The following is a 17,594-nucleotide window of genomic DNA, read 5'->3' as shown; positions in this document are numbered from 1 at the left end:
AGCCCCTCTCATGACGTGGTCCAACTGCCGACCAGGGACTGCGTGATACCCATCTCAGCAAACCGCGCGCCCAGCGCGTCAAAATCCTCATGCGCGGACATAGGAATGCCCCAGCCGCCGCACGCGGCCAGAACCTTTGCGTGTTGAATCGACAAATCTACCATCGGCAAGGGTTCTTCGGCTGTGAACTTTGCCAGAGCATCCGCGTATTCCGTAGCCCTGTCCCATTCCTGCCGCGCCAGCATGACGGCGCTGGCATCGGGGTAGAAATGTAGATGGCTATGGCCGACGCAGCCTTCGGCAATGATCTGAGCACCGAGTTTCAGATGCTGATCTTGCCTATTAGGGTCTGTTTCTGCCATGGCGAGCGCTGACAACGCCTTGGGGCCCACGAAATTGCGGCCATGTTCCAACGCGATCTCAACGGCGTGTTCGCCTGTTTCACGCGCCTTTTCCAGCTGCCCTGCGTAAACTTGCGTGCGGGCCAGATGCTCTAACGCTTGCGCCTCAAGCCGCTTGGCACCGACACGGTTGGCGATCTCGGCCGAAACCGTGAAGGTCTCAAGCGCCTGATCCAATTCACCCAGAAAGATGTGCGCCACGCCCAGACAGGTCTGCGCTACGCATTCGGGGACAAAGGCGAAATACTTCTGCGACACCTCAATGGCTTCTTGCGCGTCGCGCTTGCCCTGCGCCACATCGCCGGTATAGCTGCGCGCCACACTGAGGTTATGCAGGTTCGCGGCCAGATCGCGCACCAGCCCCTTTTCGCGCGCCCGTTCGACCGCTTGCGTGTAGAACCCGGTGGCGGTCTGCATCGTCGCATTCATGAAATTGGCGTCGCCAAACCCGCTGAGTGCACCAACCTCCAACCGGGCTGATTCCAGCTTTCTGGCTAGTGTTAGAGCCTTTTCATTGCTCTGCATCGCGTCTTCGACCCGACCCAGCGGGAAATAAACATTGCCCCGCACATAGTTGATCTGGGCAATGTCCCGCTCGGACCCGCACCGCTCTGCCGCCTCTTCGGCGGTGTCGAGGCTTTGTAGCGCGTCCTTATACAGGCTGGCTTGCCGAGCCGCCTGCGCCAGCCCGATATGGGCACGGCTGACCTGTTCATCGGTCTCGGCCAGATCTGCGGCCTCTTTGAATTCTCGCAACGCATCGTCCGACAGGCCTTGTAATCGGTGAGTCTCACCTCGCGCACAGAACAGATCGAACCGCACCCCGGACGGTGCAGGCAACTCCAGCGCCCGTTCGATCAGCGGGCTCGCATCATCGAACTGAAAGGCCTGGATCAGGTTCTCGGCAGCCTCTAGGTAGGCTTGTGCGGCATTGGTTGCGCCTGCCCGGTCCAAATGCTGCGCCCGCAAGGTGGCATCGCGATCCTCGAACCATTTCGCGGCCTGACGATGCAGCCGCGCGCGCTCGGATTTGACCAGCGTCGCGTAAGACCCGTCGCGGATCAGGGCATGGGCAAACATCAACTCAGTCCCGGCCTCACGGATCAGGGCCGACCGGATCAGGGTCGAGGTATCCAGATGCCCTTCGCCCAAAACAAAGTTCAGCACCTCGGGCGAGAAGCGCTGCCCCAGCACCGAGGCCGCCTGAATCGCTGCCCGACTGGACCGGTCCAGCGCATCCAAGCGCGACTGCACGATGCCTTGAATGCTGCCCGGCACGGATTCACGTTTCAGCACGTCGATATTGCGCAAGAGTTGTTCCAGAAACAGCGGATTACCCCCGGCGCGCTGCACACAGGCGTCCAAAAGCTCCGGATCAATTCCTGTGAACTCTTCGACCAGTTGCCGGGCCTGATCTTCACCCATTGGCGCCAGTTCCAGTTTCGAGATCAACGCCCCGTCCGTGCTCATCTGCCATTCACGATTGATCGGGTCGCCCTCGACCCGGCTGGTCATCAACAAAACGCAGGGCAAGTCGCGCGTGGTTGCGGCGATATGGGCGCAGGCCGTCAGAATATCCGGCGCCGCCCAGTGGATATCCTCGATCTGGATCAGCATCGGTGCTTCACGGCTGCGCGCGGCAATCAATTCGTCAATCACCTGCCGCCGACCCCGCAGGCGGGTGGCATTGTCCATCACGGCATAGACTTCGGCCACACCCGGGTCCTGCTCCAATTCAAGCAGTGCGTTCAGGTGGGCGGCGTTCGAGGGCGAGACCCAGCCCTTGGCCACGGCATCCTGTGCCATCGCAGCGCAGGTGGCGGTATCATCCAAAGCCTCGAGCCCCAGAATGCTGCGCGCAACGGATTGAATAGCCGAATGCCCCTCACGCGCGCCGAAGTCCATGACCACTCCATTGTGGATCGAGTAGTTGAGGCTGCCGGCCATTTCGGCAACCTGTTCGGACAGATGGGTCTTGCCAATCCCCGGTTCCCCCAGAACGATGTGGACCTCGCCCTTGCCGTGCTGCTGGCAGCGGTCGAACGTGGCCGAGAACAGAGACAACTCGCGCTCACGTCCGACAAAACGGTGCCGCCGCGACCGGATATTGCGCGCCAGCCGGTCCAACCGCCACAGCTCGACCGGTTCGTTCAGGCCCTTGATGTCCTTCTTGCCCATAGATTCACCGACAAAAAGCGGCCCTAACGCGCGCTGAATGTCGTGTGAAACAAAGGTTTCACCCGGCACGGCCATATCGGTGATACGCGAGGCGAGGTTCACGCCATCGCCGGTCACGGTGTATTCCGTATGCGCGTCACTACCCGTCGAACTGGCAATCACCTGACCTGAGGCGATGCCAATATGGCATGAGACCGGCGGGTTCAAACTTGGCAATACCGCGTGAATTTCCAGCGCCGCGCGAGCTGCGCGCTCGGTGTCGTTGGTGTGGGAAATCGGCGCGCCGAATACTGCCATGACCGCGTCACCGATATGCTTGTCGATCCGACCGCCGAATTTTTCGACCACGTGATCGACCTTGGCAAAGAACGCATTCAGCAGCGCGTGCATGTCTTCGGCGTCCAGCTCGCTGGTCAGTCGGGTAAATCCGGTAAGGTCGGCAAACATCACCGTCACTTGCCGTTTGGCAGGTTCGGGTGGAGCGTCGGGTTCATAGGGCTGAACGGTTTCAACTGTCTCAAGCGTAGCAATCGCGCGCAGCAGCCTGCGGCGGTCTCCGACAGCGGTCACTCCGATTTCGATCAGGTCTTCGCCCGTAAGATCGGGCAGAATTGCGAAATCAATTTTATTATCCAAAAAGGCTTGCGCGTATTCAGATAGTCCAAGCGCGCCCAGCCAGTCCCTAAGGTCCTGAGACATGTCGCCCCTCTGAAGCCCCCTTACTTCAGAGTCAGACCTAGCACAGCAAACCCGCCTGAGTCTGCAATACTTAACGAAATTAATGTTTATGTACGCCCATATGCTTGAAACTCAGACCTCAGCACTCAGCCCTTCGGTCGACAGATCGTCCAGCCGCGGCATCAGGCGCAGCAATTCGCTGGCGTAATCTGTCTGCGGATTGGCGAACAGGTCGTTGGTCTCCTGTAGCTCGACCACTTTGCCCTGTTTCATCACCGCGACCCGGTCGCACATCTGGCGCACCACCGGCAGATCGTGGCTGATGAACAGCAGGGTCAGGCCCAGATGTTCCTGCAAATCCTTCAGGATGTTCAGGATCTGCGCCTGAATCGAGACGTCCAGCGCACTGGTGGGTTCGTCACAGATCAGGAAACGCGGCTGCGTGGCCAAAGCGCGAGCGATGGAAATCCGCTGACGCTGACCGCCCGAGAACTCATGCGGGTATTTCATCCCGGCCTCATGGCCCAGGCCCACCTGATCCAACAGCTCATCGACGCGGCGCTTGATATCGACGCCATCCATCAGCCGGTGATGGCGGATCGGTTCGGCCACGATGTCATCCACCCGCATCCGGGGATTGAGCGAGGAATACGGGTCCTGAAAGATCATCTGGATATTCTTGCGATACGCATCCAGCGCGGTCCGGTTGGTCAGATCGCTGACCACCTGCCCCTCAAAGGTAATGGTGCCGCCATCCACCGGGTATAGTCCCGCAATCATCCGCGCGACGGTGGACTTGCCCGAACCGGACTCTCCCACAACGCCAAACACTTCACCGGCGCGGATATCAAAGCTGACGTCGTCAACGGCGGTGAAATATGTGCGATCCCAAGGCAGCAGGCCCTTCTTTTGCAGGAACTTTTTGGTCAGGTTTCGGATCTCGAACACCGGTTTGGTGGTGTCATTGTCCACCTTTGGCCAATGGCGCGCCATGTCCTCGATGGCAAAGCGCGTCTCGCGCCCGCCATAGCTGATCTGCGGAAAGCGGTGCAGTTTCAGAGTCGGCCGAGGCACGGCGGCGATCAGCGACTTGGTGTATTCGTGGCGGGGCTGACCCATGACCTGAGACGTGGGGCCGGTTTCGACCACCTTGCCAGCATACATCACCGTCACCTTGTCGGTTGTATCAGCGATCACGCCCATATCGTGAGTGATCAGGATGACGCCCACCTGACGTTCCCGTGCCAGCTCCTTAGTCAGGTCCAGAATCTGCGCCTGAACCGAGACATCCAGAGCCGTGGTTGGTTCATCCGCGATGATCACGTCCGGCTCGGTGCACAGCGCCAGTGCAATCACCACACGCTGCCGCATCCCGCCCGAGAATTGGTGCGGGTACTGATCCAGCCGCGTATCCGGGTCGGGAATACCCACCCGGTCAATCAGGTCCCGAGCGCGTTTGCCGGCCTCGACCTCCGACCCGCCCAGATGAGCCTGAATGGTTTCGACCAGTTGCTCGCGGACGGTAAACAGAGGGTTCAGCGAGGTCAGCGGGTCCTGAAAGATCATCGAGATCTTCTTGCCGCGCAGCCCGCGCATCGCCTCGGCGTCCAGACCGCTGATCTGATCGCCGCTCAACCGGATGGTGCCGCTGGCAATGCGGCCGGGGCGGTCCAGCAGGCCCATGATCGCGGCACCGATGGTGGACTTACCAGCACCGGATTCGCCAACGAGGCCGTGAATCTCACCGGGCTCCACCGACAGATCCACATGGTCCACGGCAGTGAACAGTTTGCGGCGGGTTGGGAATTCGACCGTCAGGTCGTTGATTGTCAGAAGGCTCATGAAGTCACCGCAGCTTTGGGTTCAACGCGTCGCGCAGCCAGTCGCCCAGCAGGTTCACAGACAGGGCCAGCGCCAGAAGGGTGCAGGCCGGGAAGAACAAGATCCACCACTCACCTGAGAACAGGAAGCCCTGTCCGATGCGGATCAGCGTGCCCAATGAGGGTTGGGTCGGCGGCGCGCCGACGCCAAGGAAGCTGAGCGTTGCCTCGGCGATAATCGCCAGCGCCAGCGAGATCGTGGCGATCACCAAAACCGGGCTGAGCACGTTGGGCAGGATGTGACGGAACATGATCGGGATCGAGCCACGCCCGATCAGGCGTGCGGCTTGAACGTATTCCTTGTTCTTTTCCACCAGCGCGGCACCACGGACAACTCGGGCGAACTGCACCCAATCCGACAGGGCAATCGCGACGATCAGCACGTAGATCGCCATCGCGTTACGGTATTCGGGCGGTGTCACCCCCTTGGCGATACCAAAGATCAGCATAGCAACCAGAATGGCCGGAAAGGTAAGCTGCACATCGGCGATCCGCATGATGATGGTCTCAACCCAGCCGCCATAATAGGCGGCCATAAGGCCAAGGATCACGCCGATGATCATCGCCAGCAGCACCGCCGACGCCCCAACAAACAGCGAAATCCGCAGCCCATACAAGATGGTCGAGAACACGTCGCGCCCTTGGTCGTCAGTCCCCAGCAGGAAGGTTTCCTGCGTGAAGGCGTTCGGCGTGCCCGGCGGGGTAAAGCCGTTCATCAGGTTCAACGTGGCCGGGTCGAACGGGTTATAGGGCGCGATCAGCGGCGCGAAGATGGCCGCCAGCACAAGGATCACCACGACAAGCGATGCCACCATGGCCACCGGAGAATGCCGGAACGACCACGCAAAATCGCTGTCCCAGAACTTGGCAAAACGCGATTTGGGGGCGGATGGCGGGGTTTCGATGGTATCGGTCATGTGGCCCTCGCGTCGACACGCAGGCGCGGGTCAATGGCATAGTAAAGAAGATCGACAATCAGGTTGATCGTCACGAACATGACCGAGATCAGCATCAGATAAGCGGCCATGACGGGGATATCGACAAACTGGATCGCGTTGATGAACAGCAGACCGACGCCCGGCCATTGGAACACCGTCTCGGTGATGATGGCGAAGGCGATGATCGAGCCCAGCTGCAAACCCGTGATCGTAATAACCGGCACCAGCGTGTTTTTCAGCGCATGGCGGAAATTGATGACCCGGTCCGACAGCCCTCGGGCGCGGGCGAACCGGACGTAATCGGCGCGCATCACCTCGAGCATTTCTGACCGCACCAGCCGCATGATCAGCGTCATCTGATACAAGCCCAGCGTGATCGCTGGCAGGATCAGCGCCTTTAGCCCCGAGGCCGTCAGAAACCCGGTGGACCAATTGCCGATCTTCACCGTTTCACCCCTGCCGAAACTGGGCAGCCAACCAAGTTCGATTGAAAAGACATAGATCAGCAATATCCCGATCAGGAAAGTTGGCAGAGACACCCCAAGCAGCGAAACGGTCATGATGACATTTGCGGCGATCCCTTGTCGTCGGATCGCCGTGAAGACGCCCAGCGCAATGCCCATTGTGATGGCCAGAAAGCCCGAGACAAAGGCCAGTTCCAACGTGGCGGGCGCGCGTTCGATTAGAATGGTCGAGACCGGCCGCCCTTGACGGTATGAGACGCCGAAATCGCCCTGCACCGCACCTTTCAGGAACTTGAAATACTGAACCGGAAAGGGCTGATCCAGGCCCAGCTCGGTGCGCAACCGATCAATGTCGGCCTGTGTGCGTTCCTGCCCCAGCATATTGTCGATCGGATCACCGACAAAGCGGAACATGGAAAAGGCCACCAGACCCACGACCAGCAGCACGATCACGGATTGGAACATCCTTCGGACGATATATGCGAACATGCGTTTCCCTCGTTGATCGGTCTTCCTAGGCCGCCTTTGACCAGGTGGTCAAGCTATCGCTAACAGGCAGACGCGACGTTCCATCAGTTGACCGTCACCCAGCGCAGCAGAAAGAAGTTGTCCGGGCGCTGGGTCAGTTCGACATTGCTGCGCGTGCCCCAGACAAGGGGCTGCACGTACATCGGAACATAGACCTGTTCGTCCTGAACGATCTGCGCGACCTCATCCAGCATGGCCTGCCGTTTGGTTTCATCCAGTTCGGACTGGATCATCGGCAGCAGCTCATCTACGCGCGCGTTGGAAATGCCACCAAAGTTCCAGCTGCCCAGCTTCTTTTCCTCATTCGGCGTGGCCACAAGGAACCGAACCGGGTGTTCGGCATCAAAGGTGCCGGGGCTCCAGCCCAGCAGGTACATGTCGTAATTGCCTTCGCGCAGCTCGGGCCAGTAATTGCGGACCGGCATGGCATCCAGTTCTGCGGTAAGCCCGATCTGGGCAAGCATCGAGACCACGGCCTGACAGACGGCCTCATCATTCAGATAGCGGTCATTGGGGCATTTCAGCCCGAAGGAAAAGCCATCTGCATAGCCAGCCTCTGCCAACAGAGCCTTGGCGGATTCGATGTCAAAGGCGGGGCGGTCTGCGTTGGCTGCGGCGTAACCGCTCATAGCCGGGCTGACCAGTTGCGAAGCCGCCTCGGCATTGCCGCGCATGATGGTGGCCAAAATGGCATCAACATTCACCGCCTGCGCCACGGCCTTGCGCACGCGCGGGTCGCGGAACGGGTTCGGTTTGCCCGCGTCATCGGTGTACTTGAGCGCCTCGGCCTGATGGTCAAAGCCCAGCATGATCACGCGCGCTTCGATCCCCTGAATGACGTTCACGTCGGCATTGCCCTGCAGGCGCGCCACATCCTGAATCGGCACCGGGTTGATCATGTCCACATCCCCCGACAACAGCGCCGCAACGGCGGTGGCGGGGTTCTGGATCGGGTTGAACTCGGCGCTGGTGATGTTGTGTTCGGCCTCGTCCCACCAGCCGTTATGCGGCTCTAACACAGTCCGTAAGCCCGGCTCGCGCGCGGTGACCTTGAATGCGCCGGTGCCGTTGGCGTTGAGCGTGGCATAGTTGCCGGTTTCCTTGTCAGGGACGGTGGCGTCATTCGCCTCGGTCCAGCCCTGATCCATGATCATCCAGTTAGCGATCGAGGACGGAAACAGCGGATTCGGCGCCGTGGTCATGAAATCGACGGTGTAATCGTCAACCACGATCACCTCACTGATCGGCGCAAACCAGCTGCGCGTGTCCGCCGCCTCGCCCGAGGCGCGCTGATAGCTGAACAACACGTCCTGCGCATCAAAAGTGCTGCCGTCGTGGAAGGTCACGCCCTCACGCAGGTTGAAGCGCCAGCCCTCACCTTCACCGATGCTCTCCCAACTGACCGCTAGGGCCGGCTCCACCTGCATATCCTTGTCGCGGCGAACAAGCCCTTCGTAGACATTGTTGAGAAACCCCAGAACCGGGGCCGAATTGACCGCGTGCGGGTCCATTGTCTGTGGGTCGGTGGTCGAGGCCCATGTGAACTCGGCCGCCTGCGAACTGGTGGCAGCAAGCATAGCAAGACCGATGGCACTGTGTCTGAGGATCATGGCGAAATCTCCCTGTGTCTGCCGCAAAGGGGCGGTGTTGTAAGGGTAACGCAAAAGGCAGGGCGCGAAGATCACGCCCTGCCAAGTTACTGATCTGAATGCTTTAGTTCAGAGTGAAGTACTTGATCTTGGGCGAGTCTTCCGGCTCAACCACGGTTCCGACATTGGACTTCATACCCCAGTTCAGCACCTGATGGTGGATCGGGATATACAGCTGTTCGTCCTGAACCACCTGCCAGATTTCAGCGATCTGCTTGTCACGCTCGGGCAGGTTGGTTTCCGAGGCCAGACCCTGGATCTTGGCATCCAATTCCGGGTTGCTGTAGCGGGTGCCGTTCCACGAACCGTATTTCTCACCCTTGGTGTGGGCGAGGAAATTGAAGATGTATTCCGAGTCGTAGGTCGGAACACCCCAGCCCAGCATGTAGAAATCGGTTTCCAGGTTGTTGATCAGCGGGAAGTGCTGCGCCTTCGGCTTGGCATCCAGGTTCACGGTGATCCCGATCTGCGCCAGCATGCCGACGGCAGCCTGACAGATCGCCTCATCATTGATGTAGCGGTCATTAGGGCAGTCCAGCTGAATGGTGAATCCGTCCGGATAGCCTGCCTCGGCCATCAGCGCCTTGGCGCCCTCGATGTCAGTGGTTGACGAGCTGTCCATGCCCTCATCCCAGCCATTCACGAAGGGCGGAGCGATCATGCCCGCCGGGGCCGACTGGCCGCGCATCACGACCTGTTTGATCGCATCGCGGTTGATCGCCTTGGACATGGCCTGACGAACGCGGACATCGGACAAGGGGTTCTTGCCGTCCACATTGTCATTGGCCAGATCGGCATCGCCCATATTCAGACCAAAAAAGATCACCCGGTTCTGCGGTGCGGTGCGTACGTCCAGACCGTCGGCGCCGGCAACACGCTGAAGATCCTGCACAGGCACGTCCTGAATGAAGTCCACCTCACCCGACAGCAGCGCCGCGACGCGGGTGGCGGCGTTCTGGATCGGGGTATAGATGATCTCGGTCACAGCCAGCGGGAACTCATCCTTGCCCCAATAGTTTTCGTTCAAGGCCAGAACGGTTTTCACATCCGGCTCGCGGCTGACCAGCTTGTAGGGGCCGGTGCCGTTGGCGTTCTTGGCCGCAAAGGTGTCTTCACCGCCTTCATAATCCTGCACCTTCACGGCGTTGTTCGCTTCGGCCCAGCCTTTGTCCATCATGAACATGTTGGTCAGGTTGTTAGGCATGATCGGGTTCGGACCATCGGTCTCGATCTCAACGGTGTATTTATCCGGCGCGCGCACCTCTTTCACTGAGGCCAGCAGTTCCTTGTAGTCGGAATCCGGTGTCATCGCCCGGTTCAGCGAGAAGACCACGTCTTCACTGTCGAATTCGGCCCCGTCATGGAAGGTCACGCCTTCGCGCAGCTTGAACACCCAGATATTCGGGTTTTCTTCGGACGGTGCCCATTCGGTGGCCAGCGAGGGCACAAGTGCACCGGAATGGTCGCGCATTACCAGCGTTTCCATGATCTGGTGGGCCAAGGCTGAGGTCGGGCCTTCGTTTTGGGCATGTGGGTCCAGCGTCAGCGAGTCGCCTGCCCGCGCCCAGCGCAGGGTATCGGCCGACGCGCCCGCCGCCATCAACGCGGTGGCGCTGGCGGCAATCATCAGGTTTCTTAGGATCATTGTAGTCTCCCCGGTTTTATTGTTAGCGCCGTCATTGTGACGGCCAGCCGCTTTTCGCGACCGTGGTGCAACCGATCATCCAGATCATTTTGATTGTTGCAACAATAGATTGAACATAAGCGCGGCGACGCAAGGGAAACCCTAGGCGTCTGACGTGGATCAGGCAAACGGCACCCGCGACTCGTCCAGAGATTTTTGCACCTTGGGCAGCGTCAGCTCACTCTTGATGGGGCTTGATCGTGCAATCACGCGCCCCTTGCGGACCACAGCCAGTCGGTGGGCACGCAGCCGGATCGCTTCGATCTTGTCTCTGGCCTGCAACAGCACGAAATTCGCGGCACAGTCTTTGGCGACGCCATACCCCTCTAATCCCATGATCCTGGCCGAGTTTTCAGTGACCGCATCGAAACACCACGCCATATCGGCCCGGCTAGAGAGCTGCCCAACATGCAGCCCCATAAAGGCCACATCCAGCATGTCGGCCTTCCCCAGCGAATACCACGGGTCCATCATGCAATCCGACCCGAACCCAACAGTGATCCCTGCATCGCGCAGCTCGCGCACACGGGTTTGGCCTCGGCGTTTGGGATAGGTGTCGTGACGCCCTTGCAGCATGATGTTGATCAACGGGTTTGGGATCGCGTGCACCCCAGCCTCAACCATCAGCGGGATCAGCTTGGAGACATAGTAATTGTCCATCGAATGCATCGAGGTCAGATGCGACCCTGAAACCCGCCCATTCAGACCCAAACGTTGGGTTTCGTAGGCGAGCGTCTCAATATGGCGGCTCAGCGGGTCGTCGCTTTCATCGCAATGCATATCGACCATCAGCCCGCGCTCAGCCGCGATTTCGCACAGCAGGCGCACGGATTCGGCCCCGTCTGCCATGGTGCGCTCGAAATGAGGAATGCCACCCACAACATCCACACCCATATCCAGCGCGCGGATCGTGTTCTGCATCGCGGTCGGGTCGCGCAACACGCCATCCTGTGGGAACGCGACCAGTTGCAGGTCCAGATACTCTTTCACCTGTTCCCGCACCTGCAACAGCGCTTGCACACCCTTCAGTTCATCATCGCAAGTATCCACGTGACTGCGGATCGCGCCGACTCCCTTGGCAACAGCCAGTTCGCAATAGCGCAGCGCACGGGCAACGATATCGTCGACCGTCTGGATCGGCTTCAGTTCTCCCCACAGCGCGATCCCTTCCAGCAACGTCCCTGAGATATTCATCCGCGGTGTGCCCAGCGAAAGCGTGGCATCCATATGGAAATGCGGATCGACAAAGGGCGGCGAGACCAACTGCCCCTGGGCGTTGATCACTTCGCCCGCTTCGGCAGTGATCCCGGTCTCAACGGCGACAATCTGGCCGTCGGCACAGGCGATATCCACCCCGGTCTGACCATCAGGCAGGTTGGCATTCTTGACGATCAGATCGAACATGGCGGCTCCTATCGTTGACCTTTGAACCAGGGGGTAAGCAATGCGCGTGGATAATCCGCCGACCGCGCGGCGACGACAAGTGCGATGATTGACAGGATGTAGGGGGCCATCAGGAAGACCTGCCCCGGCACCAATGCGCCGATCTCGGTCTGCAACCGCACCTGTAGTGCGTCAAAGGCCCCAAACAAAAGCGCCCCCAGTAGTGCCTTGCCGGGCCGCCAGCTGGCAAAAATCACCAGCGCGATACAGACCCAGCCGCGCCCGTTGACCATACCGAAGAAAAAGGCGTCAAAGGCGCTCATGGTCAGGAATGCACCGCCCAGCGCCATCAGGGCGGAACCCGCGACGATGGCCCCAATCCGCAGCCCATAGACCGACAGACCCTGCGCATCGACACTGTCCGGGTTGTCTCCTACGGCCTTGAATGCGACGCCCAGAGCGGTGCGGTTCATTACATACCAGACCACCGCTACCATCAGCAAAGCCAGCCATGTCAACGCGGTCTGCTGGAACAAAACAGACCCTAATAAGGGCAATTCGGACAGAAATGGCAAGTCCAGCGGCTGGAAAGGTTCAATGCGAGGCGGCGAAGACACATTCGGTAGCGCCGTTCGATAAGTATAGTAACTGACCGAAGTGGCAAACAACGTGATCCCCAACCCTGAGACATGCTGAGACAGCCCCAACGGCACCGTCAGGATGGCGTGCAACAGCCCAAAGAATGCTCCGGCCAGTGCGGCAACCAAAACCCCGCCCCATAGGCCCGCGCCCAGCCAGACCGCCATCCAGCCGCACATAGCTCCGACCACGAAAATCCCCTCGATCCCAAGGTTCAGCACACCTGCCCGTTCGCAGATCAACGCACCTAAAACACCGAAGATCAGCGGTGTCGCAATGCGCAGGGAGGCGGCCCAAAAGCTCTCAGACAGCAGGATGTTCAGGATGTCCATCATAACGCGGCCCTCGTGGTGCTGGCCCGGACGATCCGGTAACGGGCAAAAAACCCGCCTACCAGCACGCAGAGTAACGAGACGGAAACCACCAGATCAGCCAGAAACGACGACACGCCCATGGCGCGGCTCATACTGTCGGCACCCACGAACACGGACGCGATGAACAACGCTGCGATGACCACGCCCACCGGTGACAGGCCCGCAAGCATTGCCACAACAATGCCGGTATAACCAAAGCCGGGCGACAGATCGGCGGTCAAATAGCCCTTCAGACCCGCAACCTCACTGACGCCTGCCAGACCGGCCAGCCCACCCGACAGGATGGCCACGCCAAACAACGAGCGATTCACGTTGATCCCCGCATGCCGCGCGGCGGCGGCGTTTTCGCCCACCGCCCGCAACCGGAAACCCCAAACCGATCGAGCCAACATGAATTGTGCCAATCCGGCCAGTATTAGAGCCAAAATCAACCCGGAATGCACCCGCATCCGGTCCATCAACGGCGGCAGCATCCCCTGATCCAGAACCGGTGCCGATTGCGGCCATCCCAGGCTCATTGGGTCTTGCAGTGGGCCCTCCAGCATCATTTGCACAAAGATCAAAATGATGAAGTTCAGCAGCAGCGTGGTGACCACCTCATCGGCACCAAAGCGTGTTTTCAGGTAAGTGGGCGCAACCATCCCCGCGGCTCCCGCAGCCGCGCCTAGCAGAACGATCAGCGGCAACAACAAGATGCCTGAAACATCCAGCACGCCCGAGCCGATAGCCACAGCGGCCATCGCACCTAAGTACAGTTGCCCTTCGGCCCCGATATTCCACAGCTTGGCGCGAAAGGCCAAAGCCGCTGCAAGGCCCGTGAAGATCAACGGCGTTGCGCGTGTCAGAACCTCGGAAAAGGCGAAAACAGAGCCGAACACGCCACGAAACATCTCGGCATAGGCCTGCATGGGGTTTGCCCCGGCGGCCAGTAGTGGGATCGCAGCGAAGGCCAGTGCAACAACAGCGGAGAGGATGGGAACGCCTAACGTGAGGGCGCGCGACTGGGTCTGGCGCGGTTCGATGCGGATCATGCCGGTTCTCCTGCCATCATCAGCCCGATCTGTTCCCGGTCGCGGCTGGGGGCCTCGTGTAGTTCACCGTCGCGGATCACCACGATCCGGTCGGCAAGGCCCAAAATTTCATCGAGGTCTTCCGAGATCAGCACAACTCCCGCACCCCGTTCACGCGCTTCAAGCAGACGCCGACCGACTTCGGCCGCCGCCCCCATGTCCAACCCGCGCGTAGGCTGGTTGGCCAGGATCAGGCTGGGCGACCGATCGAACACGCGCGCCAGAATCAGCTTTTGGATATTGCCGCCAGATAACAGCCGTGCCGAGGCGCCTACGCCCGGCCCGCGCACATCGTAAGCCTTGGCCAGGCGTTCGGCATTGTCCTGAATCGCCTCTCGCCTGAGAAGCCCCCGCGATTGTACGTCGGGATCGTCCAAACGCTCGATAATCATGTTCTCGGCCACGCTCATCGCGCCAACGATGCCTTCGCGATGTCGGTCTTCGGGAATACGACCGACACCCGCCTGCACCATGGCCGAAGGGCAGGGAGCGCTGATTTTTGCCTCAATCACCTTTATTAGACCCTGTTCTGGCTGTGCCAAACCCGAGATCACATTGGCCAAACCGCTCTGCCCATTGCCCGACACCCCAGCTATCCCAAGGATTTCATGCGCATGCACGGTCAGGTTCACATCGCTGAGCGTATCGCGCTTGGACTGGCCGGCGACTGTCACACCCGACAAGGTCAGAACCGGCGCGCCCGGCGCTATCGCAGCTCCTGCCAGTCCTGGCGTATCCGCCCCGACCATCATCCGGGCGATGGACTTCTCATCCGCCTCCGAGGTTGCCATCTCACCAACCTTCCGCCCGTGACGCAGCACAGCGATGCGGTCGGAAAAGGCCAGAACCTCGCGCAGTTTGTGGCTGATGAAAATGACCGACAGCCCCTCAGCGGTCATCATGCGGATATTTTCGAACAGTGTGTCCGCCTCTTGCGGGGTCAGAACGGCTGTGGGTTCGTCCAGCACCAGAATGCGGGCTTGCCGGTAAAGCGCCTTCAGGATCTCCACCCGCTGCCTCTCACCCACCGACAACCGCCCGACCGGCGTATCCAGCGGGGCGGTCAGGCCGCTTTGGGCCATGATGCTCTCGATCTTGCGTCGGGCGGCACGTCTGTTTCGACGCAATGCGAACAAGGGCTCGGACCCCAACGTGATATTGTCCAATGCCGAGATATTCTCGGCCAACGTGAAATGCTGATGCACCATGCCCACGCCAGCGGCCAGCGCCACCTGTGGATGGCCCAGCGGTAATGGTTGCAAAACACCCGCCGTATCGGCAACTTCAATAGACCCTGAATCGGGCAGATAATGCCCGAACAGCATATTCATCAGCGTGGTCTTGCCCGCGCCGTTTTCACCCAGCAACGCCAGAACCTCACCCTTGTTCAGGGTTAGACTGACATCGTCATTGGCGATAACCGGGCCAAAATGCTTGCTCAGCCCGTTGAGCTTCAGAACTGTGGTCATAGGGAAAGCGGGCCGGTGCAGAAACCGGCCCGAGTGCGATCAGTTGTCCGAGACCGGCCGGTCATCGTTGACGTTCACACGAAACAGACCGTCCAGAATTTCGGCCTGACGGGCATTCACCGCTTCAACCACCTCGGCCGGGACCAGCTCTTCGTCCATAACCATCGATCCGCCACCATAGCCCATGAAACTGTACTGACCGTAATCCGCAGCCTCGAATGACCCGTTGGCGACGTTGGCGATGGCTTTGTCGATGGTCGGCTCCATGTGCCAAAGGGCCGAGGCCATGATCGTGCCGGGATAGTCGCCAGACGTGTCGATCACGTTGCCCACTGCCTTGACGCCACGCTCGACCGCTGCGTCCGAAACGCCAAAGCGCTCCGCGTACATGATGTCTGCCCCTGCATCCATCATCGCGATAGCGCTTTCCTTGGCCTTGGGCGGATCATACCAGCTGTCGATGAAGGTCACGAGGAAGGTGACATCCGGGTTCACCTCGCGTGCGCCGTCCATGAAGGCGTTCATCAGACGGTTCACTTCGGGGATGGCATAGCCGCCGACCATACCGATCACATTCGATTCCGTCGCTGCGCCAGCCACCATGCCGGTCAGGTAGGATGGCTCGTGAATCCAGTTGTCAAAAACCGAGAAATTGGGCGCCACCGGCCCAAAGGACGAACCCATCAGAAAGGCCGTATCCGGATAATCCTTCGCCACCTTGCGTGCGGCGCGCTCCAAACCGAACACCTCGCCCACAACAAGCTGTGCGCCCTGTTCGGCATATTCGCGCATCACACGCTCATAATCGGTATTGGCCACATTTTCCGAGAACACATATTCGATGTCGCCCCGCTCGGCCGCGGTGTTCAGGGCCTTGTGGATGCGGCTGATCCATTGCTGTTCCACTGGCAACGTGTAAATCGCCGCCACCTTTACTGTTTCTGCCGCCGCCAGCCCGGCGGAGTACAATGTCGAAGCCGCTGCAACCACGGCCAGCAGCATTCTGCGCGTAAATGTTCTTTTGGTCATATCTCTCTCCTGTGTGGCTGGATCGCAGCATTTTTTTACTTTTCAGTCAATTTTTTCGTCCATCGCCAAAGAGGGATCCGGCCACTCCACAGAACCGTGGGGCGTTTTTTAGGCAGTCGGATTTAGGGACCGCTGCTCGCCACGTGTCCGAGCGACGGGATCAGCATTCGTCCAAAGTGCGGTCCGACACGCGGTTCCGGCGTTTGGCTTGAATTAACGCCCTGCACGGTTTTGCGAACGACTTCTGCGCCAGAATTTACTGTCTTCTTGGACAGTTTGACCGTCGGAATCGAGCAGCGCGCCTCAACTATTGGTTGTCTCACACTGAGCCGCTGTTTTTCACTCGCCGGTAAATGATGCAACTGCGCAACAAATGTGCAATTGGCGAGCGCTTTTTACTAAAAACTTAATTTTCATCTTAAATACGTTACCGCTTGGGTTTATCCGGAGCGCCGTTTGATTGCTTCTTTGATGCGTTAGCAGTTTCTCTCACGGTGTCAGGATTTTTTTACGGTGTTGGATTTTACCTCCTCTACAGTTTCACAAAACGAACCAGCAGCACAACCGGTACCGCAGCGGGCGCCGTCGGGCCTGTACTCGGGTCTTGGAAAGCGCGCCTTTGACATTCTCTTCGCCGTTCTGCTGCTGCCCGTTGTTGCGCCGGTCATCGCTGTGCTGTGGTGCATTGTGCGTCTGGATGGCGGTCCAGGCTTTTTCGGCCATACCCGCGTGGGTCAAAACGCCAAGCCATTCAAATGCTGGAAGATTCGCAGCATGGTCGTAGATGCAGAAACGCGGCTGCAGGCTTATCTGGACGCCCATCCCGAGGCCGCGGCCGAGTGGGAACGCGATCACAAACTAACCGATGATCCGCGCATCAACCGTCTCGGACACTTCCTGCGCAAGACCAGCCTGGACGAACTTCCACAAATCTGGAACGTGCTGAAAGGCGAGATGAGCTTTGTCGGCCCGCGCCCTGTCGTGGCCATCGAACTGGTCAAATACGGCAGCTCCGCCTCGGCCTATTTGGCGCAAAAACCGGGCATCACCGGGCTGTGGCAGGTCTCGGGGCGCAACGATATCAGCTATGCCGAACGGGTCGCGCTGGATGTCGCCTATCTGACCCGGTGCAGCTTTCTCAACGATATCAGGATCATCTCTCTGACCGCCTCGGCAGTACTCCTCCGAACCGGGCGGTAACGGCCGCACAGACCTTTATTCTTGCTTTTG

The 17,594-nt window shown here is 59.6% G+C and carries 12 protein-coding genes; 1 reads left to right on the top strand and 11 read right to left on the bottom strand.

What is annotated here, in order from left to right:
* Positions 1-8: 8 nt before the first annotated feature.
* The 11 genes from ACXAGD_RS17855 to ACXAGD_RS17805 form a co-directional block, all read right to left on the bottom strand.
* Positions 9-3,278, bottom strand: coding sequence for an adenylate/guanylate cyclase domain-containing protein (locus ACXAGD_RS17855; RefSeq protein ID WP_475212243.1), 3,270 nt, complete (start codon positions 3,276-3,278; stop codon positions 9-11).
* Between the two features lie 111 nt (positions 3,279-3,389).
* Complete coding sequence (locus tag ACXAGD_RS17850) at positions 3,390-5,099, bottom strand: ABC transporter ATP-binding protein (protein ID WP_475212241.1); 1,710 nt, start codon at positions 5,097-5,099, stop codon at positions 3,390-3,392.
* 4 nt (positions 5,100-5,103) lie between these two features.
* The gene (locus ACXAGD_RS17845; RefSeq protein WP_475212239.1) at positions 5,104-6,054 is read right to left on the bottom strand and encodes an ABC transporter permease; all 951 of its coding nucleotides are present in this window, start codon (positions 6,052-6,054) and stop codon (positions 5,104-5,106) included.
* Positions 6,051-7,028 carry an ABC transporter permease gene (locus tag ACXAGD_RS17840; RefSeq protein WP_475212237.1) on the bottom strand — a complete coding sequence of 326 codons (978 nt, stop codon included), beginning with the start codon at positions 7,026-7,028 and terminating at the stop codon, positions 6,051-6,053. Before ACXAGD_RS17840 ends, ACXAGD_RS17845 begins: the two co-directional genes overlap by 4 nt.
* Before the next feature lie 83 nt (positions 7,029-7,111).
* The gene (locus ACXAGD_RS17835; RefSeq protein ID WP_475212235.1) at positions 7,112-8,677 is read right to left on the bottom strand and encodes an ABC transporter substrate-binding protein; all 1,566 of its coding nucleotides are present in this window, start codon (positions 8,675-8,677) and stop codon (positions 7,112-7,114) included.
* Positions 8,678-8,780: 103 nt separating this feature from the next.
* Positions 8,781-10,361 (bottom strand): ABC transporter substrate-binding protein, encoded by a 1,581-nt coding sequence (locus ACXAGD_RS17830; protein WP_475212233.1) that lies wholly within the window; start codon positions 10,359-10,361, stop codon positions 8,781-8,783.
* 159 nt (positions 10,362-10,520) lie between these two features.
* Positions 10,521-11,804, bottom strand: coding sequence for an amidohydrolase family protein (locus tag ACXAGD_RS17825; protein WP_475212231.1), 1,284 nt, complete (start codon positions 11,802-11,804; stop codon positions 10,521-10,523).
* An 8-nt stretch (positions 11,805-11,812) separates the two neighbouring features.
* Positions 11,813-12,754, bottom strand: coding sequence for an ABC transporter permease (locus ACXAGD_RS17820; RefSeq protein WP_475212644.1), 942 nt, complete (start codon positions 12,752-12,754; stop codon positions 11,813-11,815).
* Positions 12,754-13,824, bottom strand: coding sequence for an ABC transporter permease (locus ACXAGD_RS17815; RefSeq protein ID WP_475212642.1), 1,071 nt, complete (start codon positions 13,822-13,824; stop codon positions 12,754-12,756). The genes ACXAGD_RS17820 and ACXAGD_RS17815 overlap by 1 nt, the downstream gene beginning before the upstream one ends.
* Positions 13,824-15,335: an ABC transporter ATP-binding protein gene (locus ACXAGD_RS17810; protein WP_475212229.1), complete on the bottom strand. Its 1,512-nt coding sequence runs from the start codon at positions 15,333-15,335 to the stop codon at positions 13,824-13,826. The genes ACXAGD_RS17815 and ACXAGD_RS17810 overlap by 1 nt, the downstream gene beginning before the upstream one ends.
* 39 nt (positions 15,336-15,374) lie before the next feature.
* Positions 15,375-16,364 (bottom strand): BMP family protein, encoded by a 990-nt coding sequence (locus ACXAGD_RS17805; protein WP_475212227.1) that lies wholly within the window; start codon positions 16,362-16,364, stop codon positions 15,375-15,377.
* A 513-nt stretch (positions 16,365-16,877) separates the two neighbouring features.
* On the opposite strand from ACXAGD_RS17805, the gene ACXAGD_RS17800 reads away from it, so the two are divergent.
* Positions 16,878-17,564 carry a sugar transferase gene (locus ACXAGD_RS17800; RefSeq protein ID WP_475212225.1) on the top strand — a complete coding sequence of 229 codons (687 nt, stop codon included), beginning with the start codon at positions 16,878-16,880 and terminating at the stop codon, positions 17,562-17,564.
* Positions 17,565-17,594 lie beyond the last annotated feature (30 nt).

The organism is Ruegeria sp. ABF4_144 (assembly GCF_056160045.1).
The sequence above is the reverse complement of the archived record's forward strand: the minus strand, read 5'-3'. Positions and strand labels throughout refer to the sequence as shown.

What these genes read in the sequence shown, in the direction of transcription:
- ACXAGD_RS17810 (WP_475212229.1), bottom strand. Translation starts at nt 15,335, where the DNA reads ATGACCACAGTTCTGAAGCTCAACGGGCTGAGCAAGCATTTTGGCCCG.
- ACXAGD_RS17835 (WP_475212235.1), bottom strand. Translation starts at nt 8,677, where the DNA reads ATGATCCTCAGACACAGTGCCATCGGTCTTGCTATGCTTGCTGCCACC.
- ACXAGD_RS17840 (WP_475212237.1), bottom strand. Translation starts at nt 7,028, where the DNA reads ATGTTCGCATATATCGTCCGAAGGATGTTCCAATCCGTGATCGTGCTG.
- ACXAGD_RS17805 (WP_475212227.1), bottom strand. Translation starts at nt 16,364, where the DNA reads ATGACCAAAAGAACATTTACGCGCAGAATGCTGCTGGCCGTGGTTGCA.
- ACXAGD_RS17825 (WP_475212231.1), bottom strand. Translation starts at nt 11,804, where the DNA reads ATGTTCGATCTGATCGTCAAGAATGCCAACCTGCCTGATGGTCAGACC.
- ACXAGD_RS17845 (WP_475212239.1), bottom strand. Translation starts at nt 6,054, where the DNA reads ATGACCGATACCATCGAAACCCCGCCATCCGCCCCCAAATCGCGTTTT.
- ACXAGD_RS17855 (WP_475212243.1), bottom strand. Translation starts at nt 3,278, where the DNA reads ATGTCTCAGGACCTTAGGGACTGGCTGGGCGCGCTTGGACTATCTGAA.
- ACXAGD_RS17850 (WP_475212241.1), bottom strand. Translation starts at nt 5,099, where the DNA reads ATGAGCCTTCTGACAATCAACGACCTGACGGTCGAATTCCCAACCCGC.
- ACXAGD_RS17820 (WP_475212644.1), bottom strand. Translation starts at nt 12,754, where the DNA reads ATGGACATCCTGAACATCCTGCTGTCTGAGAGCTTTTGGGCCGCCTCC.
- ACXAGD_RS17830 (WP_475212233.1), bottom strand. Translation starts at nt 10,361, where the DNA reads ATGATCCTAAGAAACCTGATGATTGCCGCCAGCGCCACCGCGTTGATG.